The sequence below is a fragment of the Vibrio sp. S11_S32 genome, from assembly GCF_014694465.1.
Lineage (GTDB): Bacteria > Pseudomonadota > Gammaproteobacteria > Enterobacterales > Vibrionaceae > Vibrio > Vibrio algicola.
This window is the reverse complement of sequence record NZ_JAAUWS010000007.1, coordinates 125,773-132,598: the sequence shown is the minus strand read 5'-3', so window position 1 is coordinate 132,598 and position 6,826 is coordinate 125,773. Positions and strand designations below refer to the sequence as shown.

At 41.4% G+C, this 6,826-nt stretch carries 4 protein-coding genes, 1 tRNA gene and 2 rRNA genes; 4 read left to right on the top strand and 3 right to left on the bottom strand.

The window, feature by feature from the left end; translation table 11 throughout:
* Window positions 1–3: 3 nt before the first annotated feature.
* The 3 genes from rrf (HC723_RS06335) (at window position 4) to rrf (HC723_RS06325) (ending at window position 457) form a co-directional block, all read left to right on the top strand.
* Window positions 4–119 (top strand): 5S ribosomal RNA (gene rrf, locus HC723_RS06335).
* Between the two features lie 106 nt (window positions 120–225).
* A tRNA-Thr gene (locus tag HC723_RS06330) sits at window positions 226–302 on the top strand.
* A 39-nt stretch (window positions 303–341) separates the two neighbouring features.
* Window positions 342–457 (top strand): 5S ribosomal RNA (rrf, locus tag HC723_RS06325).
* A gap of 68 nt (window positions 458–525) precedes the next feature.
* Here the strand turns inward: rrf (HC723_RS06325) and ilvY are convergent.
* A complete protein-coding gene (gene ilvY, locus HC723_RS06320) occupies window positions 526–1,416 on the bottom strand; it encodes an HTH-type transcriptional activator IlvY (protein WP_153448029.1) in 891 nt (296 codons plus the stop codon).
* A 139-nt stretch (window positions 1,417–1,555) separates the two neighbouring features.
* On the opposite strand from ilvY, the gene ilvC reads away from it, so the two are divergent.
* Window positions 1,556–3,040 (top strand): ketol-acid reductoisomerase, encoded by a 1,485-nt coding sequence (gene ilvC, locus HC723_RS06315; RefSeq protein WP_190338541.1) that lies wholly within the window; start codon window positions 1,556–1,558, stop codon window positions 3,038–3,040.
* A 313-nt stretch (window positions 3,041–3,353) separates the two neighbouring features.
* On the opposite strand, the gene ubiK is transcribed toward ilvC, so the two are convergent.
* A complete protein-coding gene (ubiK, locus tag HC723_RS06310) occupies window positions 3,354–3,605 on the bottom strand; it encodes a ubiquinone biosynthesis accessory factor UbiK (RefSeq protein WP_190338540.1) in 252 nt (83 codons plus the stop codon).
* Window positions 3,606–3,745: 140 nt separating this feature from the next.
* Complete coding sequence (locus HC723_RS06305; protein WP_190338539.1) at window positions 3,746–6,823, bottom strand: multidrug efflux RND transporter permease subunit; 3,078 nt, start codon at window positions 6,821–6,823, stop codon at window positions 3,746–3,748.
* Window positions 6,824–6,826 lie beyond the last annotated feature (3 nt).

Sequence of the window (6,826 nt, the reverse complement as noted above, 5' to 3'; positions counted from 1 at the left end):
TTGCTTGGCGACCATAGCATTGTGGACCCACCTGATTCCATGCCGAACTCAGAAGTGAAACGCAATAGCGCCGATGGTAGTGTGGGGTTTCCCCATGTGAGAGTAGGACATCGCCAGGCTTTGATTTTTCTCTTTAAAAAGAGGTTATCTTTAAGTTTTTATTAAAAATCTAAAGATAAAATAAAGAGCCCGTTTTAAACGGGCTTTTTATGATTAGAATAAAATGCTGATATAGCTCAGCCCGGTAGAGCGCACCCTTGGTAAGGGTGAGGTCCCCAGTTCGAGTCTGGGTATCAGCACCAGTATTAAACGACATTATCAAATTAGTCGTACAGATTTTGTTTAGCGACCATAGCATTGTGGACCCACCTGATTCCATGCCGAACTCAGAAGTGAAACGCAATAGCGCCGATGGTAGTGTGGGGTTTCCCCATGTGAGAGTAGGACATCGCTAGGCTTATATTTTAAGGCCTCCCATTCGTGGGAGGCCTTTTCCGTATCTGTATACTATGAAAATACGTAACGTTATGTTTTGATAAATTTATTTTGTGAAACTTGCCATAATGCATTGATTAATGGGTTATCTAATTGCGATTTTTGGCAGCATATCCCTAATTTAAAAGGTTTAATTGATGCCACTTTTAGGCGCTGAATTTTATCTTTTACCGGGCTATTATTAATCACGACATCAGGTGTAATTCCAACCCCTAAACCTAATGCAACCATACTTAAGACCCCCTCATGGCCTGATACTTGAGCATAAATATTAGGTTTAATTTTCATGTCTTTAAACCAAGTGTTACTGCGATCTCTTGCCGTGCCAGCAGCTGGAATAATAAAAGGTATTTGATCCCAATTGGGTTGTTCCTTTTGCAGTTCATGGCTGAAACTACTGAGATTCGTTGGGGCGATCACAGATAACGGTATTTCGCCTATGGTCTCAAAAACTAATCGCGCTGGGAGTTGAGTTGGCATCGCACTTATTACGATATCAGCTTCATCGGTCATTAACTTGTTTATCGCTTGAGCGGGATCGCCAGTGGATAATTTGAGTTCAATATTTGGATAAGCTAAGCGAAAATCACTTAATAGTTCAGGTAAATGGCTAAAGCTGGCGGTGACGGAACAAAATAATCGAATTTCTCCGCTTAAGGTCTGTTCTTTACCTTGCATAGCATGACAAAACTGTCCCCAGTCTCCAGTGATATTGGTCGCGACAGGTAACAAGCGTTTTCCTGCATTAGTAAGCTCGACACTTCGATTATCACGAGTTAACAATCGCTGACCAACCTCGTCTTCTAGCTTTTGTATCTGTCGACTTAATGCCGATGGACTTATATGCATTGCGGCTGCTGTTTTACTAAAACTCTGACTGCTGCATAAATGAACAAATAAATTGAGACTTTTTATGTTCATTGTGACCTCGTTCTATGATTGCATTTTTTGCAAGAATAACTTGTGAATATATCACTTTAGACAATTAAATTCGTGGTTTAATATGGTTTCATTGAGTAAACACTCACATAACGGATTTATAACTTAAAGGATTTACAGCATGGCTAACTACTTCAATACTTTAAACTTACGTGAGCAGCTTGACCAACTTGGTCGTTGTCGTTTTATGGATCGCGAAGAATTTGCTCAAGAAGCGGATTACCTAAAAGGTAAAAAAGTCGTGATTGTTGGCTGTGGTGCGCAAGGTCTAAACCAAGGCTTAAATATGCGCGATTCAGGTCTGAATGTTGCTTATGCCCTACGTCAAGCGGCGATTGATGAGCAACGTCAATCATTCAAAAATGCCAAAGATAATGGTTTTGAAGTAGCAAGTTATGAAACTCTGATCCCAGAAGCGGATCTTGTGGTGAACCTGACCCCTGATAAGCAACACACTAATGTGGTTGAAACCGTGATGCCGTTAATGAAACAAGGAGCAACATTAGGTTATTCACATGGTTTTAATATCGTAGAAGAAGGGATGCAGATCCGTAAAGATATTACTGTTGTTATGGTGGCACCTAAGTGCCCAGGTACTGAAGTGCGTGAAGAATATAAACGTGGCTTTGGTGTTCCAACTCTTATTGCGGTGCACCCAGAAAATGATCCACAAGGTGATGGTTTAGAGATTGCTAAGGCGTGGGCTGCTGCAACTGGCGGTCATCGTGCCGGCGTACTTGAGTCTTCATTTGTTGCGGAAGTAAAATCTGACCTTATGGGTGAGCAAACCATTTTGTGCGGTATGCTACAAGCGGGTTCAATTGTTTGTTATGAGAAAATGATCGCTGATGGTATCGACGCAGGTTATGCAGGTAAATTACTGCAGTTTGGTTGGGAGACCATTACCGAAGCATTGAAATTCGGTGGTGTGACTCACATGATGGATCGTCTATCTAACCCTGCCAAAGTGAAAGCGTTTGAATTATCTGAAGAACTGAAAGATCTTATGCGTCCACTGTACAACAAGCACATGGATGACATTATTGGTGGTGAGTTCTCTCGCACCATGATGGCTGATTGGGCGAATGATGATGTTAATCTACTTGCTTGGCGTGAAGAGACAGGTCAAACAGCATTTGAAAATTACCCTGAGTCCGATGTTGAAATTTTAGAACAAGAATACTTCGATAACGGTATTTTAATGATCGCTATGGTTCGCGCTGGAGTTGAGCTTGCGTTTGAAGCAATGACAGCATCAGGCATCATTGATGAGTCGGCTTACTATGAATCTTTGCATGAGCTGCCACTTATTGCCAACACCGTGGCTCGTAAGCGTTTATATGAAATGAACGTTGTTATCTCGGATACGGCTGAGTATGGTAACTATTTATTTGCGAATGTTGCAACGCCTCTTCTGCGTGAAAAATTCATGCCGAATGTTTCTACCGATGTGATTGGTAAAGGCTTAAATGAAGAAAGTAATTACGTTGATAATGGTCAGTTGATTGAAATCAATGATGCATTGCGTAACCATCCGGTTGAGTGGATTGGTCAAGAATTACGTGGCTATATGAAAGATATGAAACGCATTGCCGTTGGCGGCTAAATTACTTGTTATATCTCAGGCTTTCGGTGTCGTTGGTGTTCATTGACTCTCGTCAACTCCGCGCCAGCTGTTAGAACGTCAGAGATATTCCAGTGTAATTTCGTACTAGATAAAAAAGGCTTGCCGTATGGCAAGCCTTTTTGGCTTCTGTAGAGCTTTAAATTGTTATATCAATGTCATAAATTTAATGATCGTTCAAAATTGCGTACAGAGAAAAGTGTCAAAGGCCATGGATGGCCTTTATCAAGCGACCAAGGACGGATTAGCGTCTTTTCGGCGTATTAAATTGATCAAATCTTAAATGGAATTGGTATTACTTTTCGCTTAATTTTGTTTCAATTTCAGCGAATTTTGCTTCTAATTCATTCAATTTTTGACGAGTGCGTAATAACACTTGAGTCTGCACATCAAACTCTTCACGTGATACCACGTCAAGCTTATTTAATTGACCTTGAATGACTTGCTGAACCTTTTGGTTTACATCTGAGCCAAGCTCTTTTACTGGCGCAGGCATAGATTCATGGATCTGCTTTGCGATTTGTTCTAATTTTTTAGCATCAAACATATTGGGTGAACTCCTAAATAATTGTGCTTATTCTATGCAAATTTATAACGAATGTCGTTAGGATAAAATGAAAAAGGCTACCGAGGCAGCCTTTGAAGTTAAATTTTACTCTTTATGCTTAGATTGCAATTTGGTGACGGCTATTTTGGTTCTTCGATTGCAGGAATACTCTCATCGAACTCTGGCAGTGGTTTGTGCTCACTGGCTAAATAACTGTAAATCACCGGTAATACAAACAAAGTAAACAAAGTACCGATAGCAAGACCAGACACGATAACAATACCAATACTAAAGCGTTGTGCGGCACCTGCTCCGCTGGCATACAGTAGTGGGATCAAACCCGCTATCATAGCTGCGGTTGTCATTAAGATTGGGCGAAGACGAATTTTGGCCGACTCCATTACCGCTTCGGTTCTTGATTTTCCGTTATGTAATTGCTCTTCTTTTGCCACTTCACAAATCAAAATACCATGCTTAGTGATTAGGCCGACTAAAGTAATAAGCCCGACCTGAGAGTAGATGTTCATCGTCGCTGCACCCCACGATAGGGCAATTAATGCGCCACAAATTGCGAGTGGAACCGATACTAATATAACCAATGGATCTCTAATCGACTCAAACTGAATCGCAAGCACTAAGAAAATAATCGCTAACGCTAAACCAAAGGTAGCGAATAACGCATTTCCTTCCGTAACATATTGACGTGCTTCTCCTAGGTAATCATGGTTATAACCTAGAGGTAATTTTGTGCTGGCAATATTCTCAAACCAATTGACCGCCTCACCCATTGAGGCTACCGGTGAAGGTACTGCGCCAATGGTCGCTGAGTTTAGTTGATTAAAGTGTGGTAGCGATCTTGGCTCTGCTACAACATCAATATTGACTAAACTCCCTAGTGGCACCGCATGGCCATTCGCAGAGCGAACATAGTAATTATTCATCGACTCAGGGTTTAAACGATATTTACGTTCAACTTGAGGAATTACCTCATAAGAACGTCCATTTAAGTCAATTCGGTTGACGTAACCATCCGACATCATGGTTCCTAGGGTGATGGCGACATCTTGCATCGTTACACCATAAGCGCCGGCTTTATCTTTATCTATATTGATTTTCATCGTGGCAGAATCAAAGTTCAAATCTAAGTTTGAATAGACAAACAATGGATTTTTCGATGCTTCTACTAAAATATCACTGGCGATTTGGAACAAGCTTTCAAAACTGTTTGGCGTTGTGATAACAAACTGGATCGGTAAACCGCCGCCAGCACCGGGTAATTCAGGCATTTGGAAGGCTGTTACTGCCATACCTGGAATGTCTTTGACCAGTTGTCCAACACGGTTGGTGACTTCAGCTTGGCTCGCTTCACGTTCACTCCACGTTTTCATCGACGCAATACCAAACGCTTGGTTCGATGATGGAACCCCTGTAAATACTTGCGCATATTGAATTTCAGGCTGATCAATTAAGATTTGGTCAACATCATTCATGGAATTTTGTAGATAATCTAAGTTAGCATTTGATTGACCTGTCCCCATTAGAACAACCACGCCTTTATCTTCAGCAGGTGCTAATTCACTTGGAATAAATTTAAACAGGATCGGTAGGCTAATAAAAACAATCACCCCGAAGGCAATAATAACCGGACGGCGCTTCATTACAGCATGTAATATACGGTCGTAACGATTAGTCATTCTATCCAATATGTTATGTACTACTTGTTCAAAACGACTTGGCTTTTCATGGGCAATCAACATTTTCGAACACATCATCGGTGATAGTGTTAAAGCGATAATACCCGACACGAATACAGCGCCAGCAAGAGTTAAAGCAAACTCTTTAAATAGTGAGCCTGTGATGCCACCCATTAGAGCAATAGGGGCATATACTGCACCTAAAGTCACCGTCATAGCAATAACCGGTACTGCAATCTCACGAGTACCAATGATGGCAGCACGGAAAGGTGTTTCTCCAAGCTTAATATGACGATCGACGTTTTCTAATACCACAATGGCATCATCAACCACCAAACCGATGGCGAGCACCATGGCGAGCAAGGTCATTAAGTTCCATGAGAACCCCATTACTTGCATCACCATTGCAACCCCAATAAGGGAGAGCGGAATGGTAACAATAGGAATTAATACCGCTCGGAAAGATCCCAAGAACAAGGTAATAACGATCAATACAATCAAAGCGGCTTCTAAAATGGTATGAATTACTTCATTAATAGATTCATTGATCGCCACCGTTGAGTCGTACATTACTTGCATTTTGATATTACTTGGCAGATTTTTTTCTATATCCGGTAATAATTGCAAAATATCATGGGCAATATTAATTGGGTTGGCACTTGGGGTAGCATCAATTGCGGCGACAACTGCTTCTGCACCGTTAGCACTGGCGCGGTAACTGTCATGACTCTTGGCTAGCGTCACCTTAGCAATGTCACCTAAGCGGATAACCTGACCTTTATTAGATCGAACTACCAATTTTTCGAGTTCATCTGTGCTGGATACTTGAGTATTGGCGCTGCCGTTATACAACACAAACTCACCAGTAGATTGACCGGCTGCGGATTGGTAGTTATTGGCATTTAAAACTGTCATTACGTCAGTTGCAGTTAAATCAAACGCACCCATTTTGGCAGGATCAAGCCAGATACGCATGGCATATTTCATGCCACCGTAGAGATTAACTTTTGATACACCGTTAATGGTAAAGAGTTGTGGATTAACCACTCGCTCTAAGTAATCGGTGATTTGGCTTGATTCTAGTTCATCACTAGTAAAACCAATATACATCACCGAAGTGGTATCACCGGTCGACATGCTTAAGCTAGGATCTTCTGATTCCTTAGGAAGCTGGGAGCGGACTGAGTTGGTTTGAGCCAAAATATCCGCTAAAGCACCATTAGGATCGGTATTGAGCTTCATGGTAACGGTAATGGTGGATGAACCCATCACAGAGGATGAAGTCATATAATCAATATTATCGGCTTGCGCGATGGCTTGCTCTAAGGGCTGGGTAATAAAACCTTGAATTAAATCAGCGCTGGCACCGTAATAACTGGTAGAAACCGTTACTACCGTATTGGTCATTTCAGGGTATTCACGAACCTGCATTTTGAAAATTGCTTGCATACCAAGCAAAGCAATCAAAATACTCAGCGATATCGCAAGAACCGGACGCTTAATAAAAATATCAGTAAAACGCATTTT

Excerpts from the sequence above, each read along its gene's own strand:
- ilvC (WP_190338541.1), top strand. The coding sequence starts at position 1,556 with ATGGCTAACTACTTCAATACTTTAAACTTACGTGAGCAGCTTGACCAA.
- ubiK (WP_190338540.1), bottom strand. The coding sequence starts at position 3,605 with ATGTTTGATGCTAAAAAATTAGAACAAATCGCAAAGCAGATCCATGAA.
- ilvY (WP_153448029.1), bottom strand. The coding sequence starts at position 1,416 with ATGAACATAAAAAGTCTCAATTTATTTGTTCATTTATGCAGCAGTCAG.
- HC723_RS06305 (WP_190338539.1), bottom strand. The coding sequence starts at position 6,823 with ATGCGTTTTACTGATATTTTTATTAAGCGTCCGGTTCTTGCGATATCG.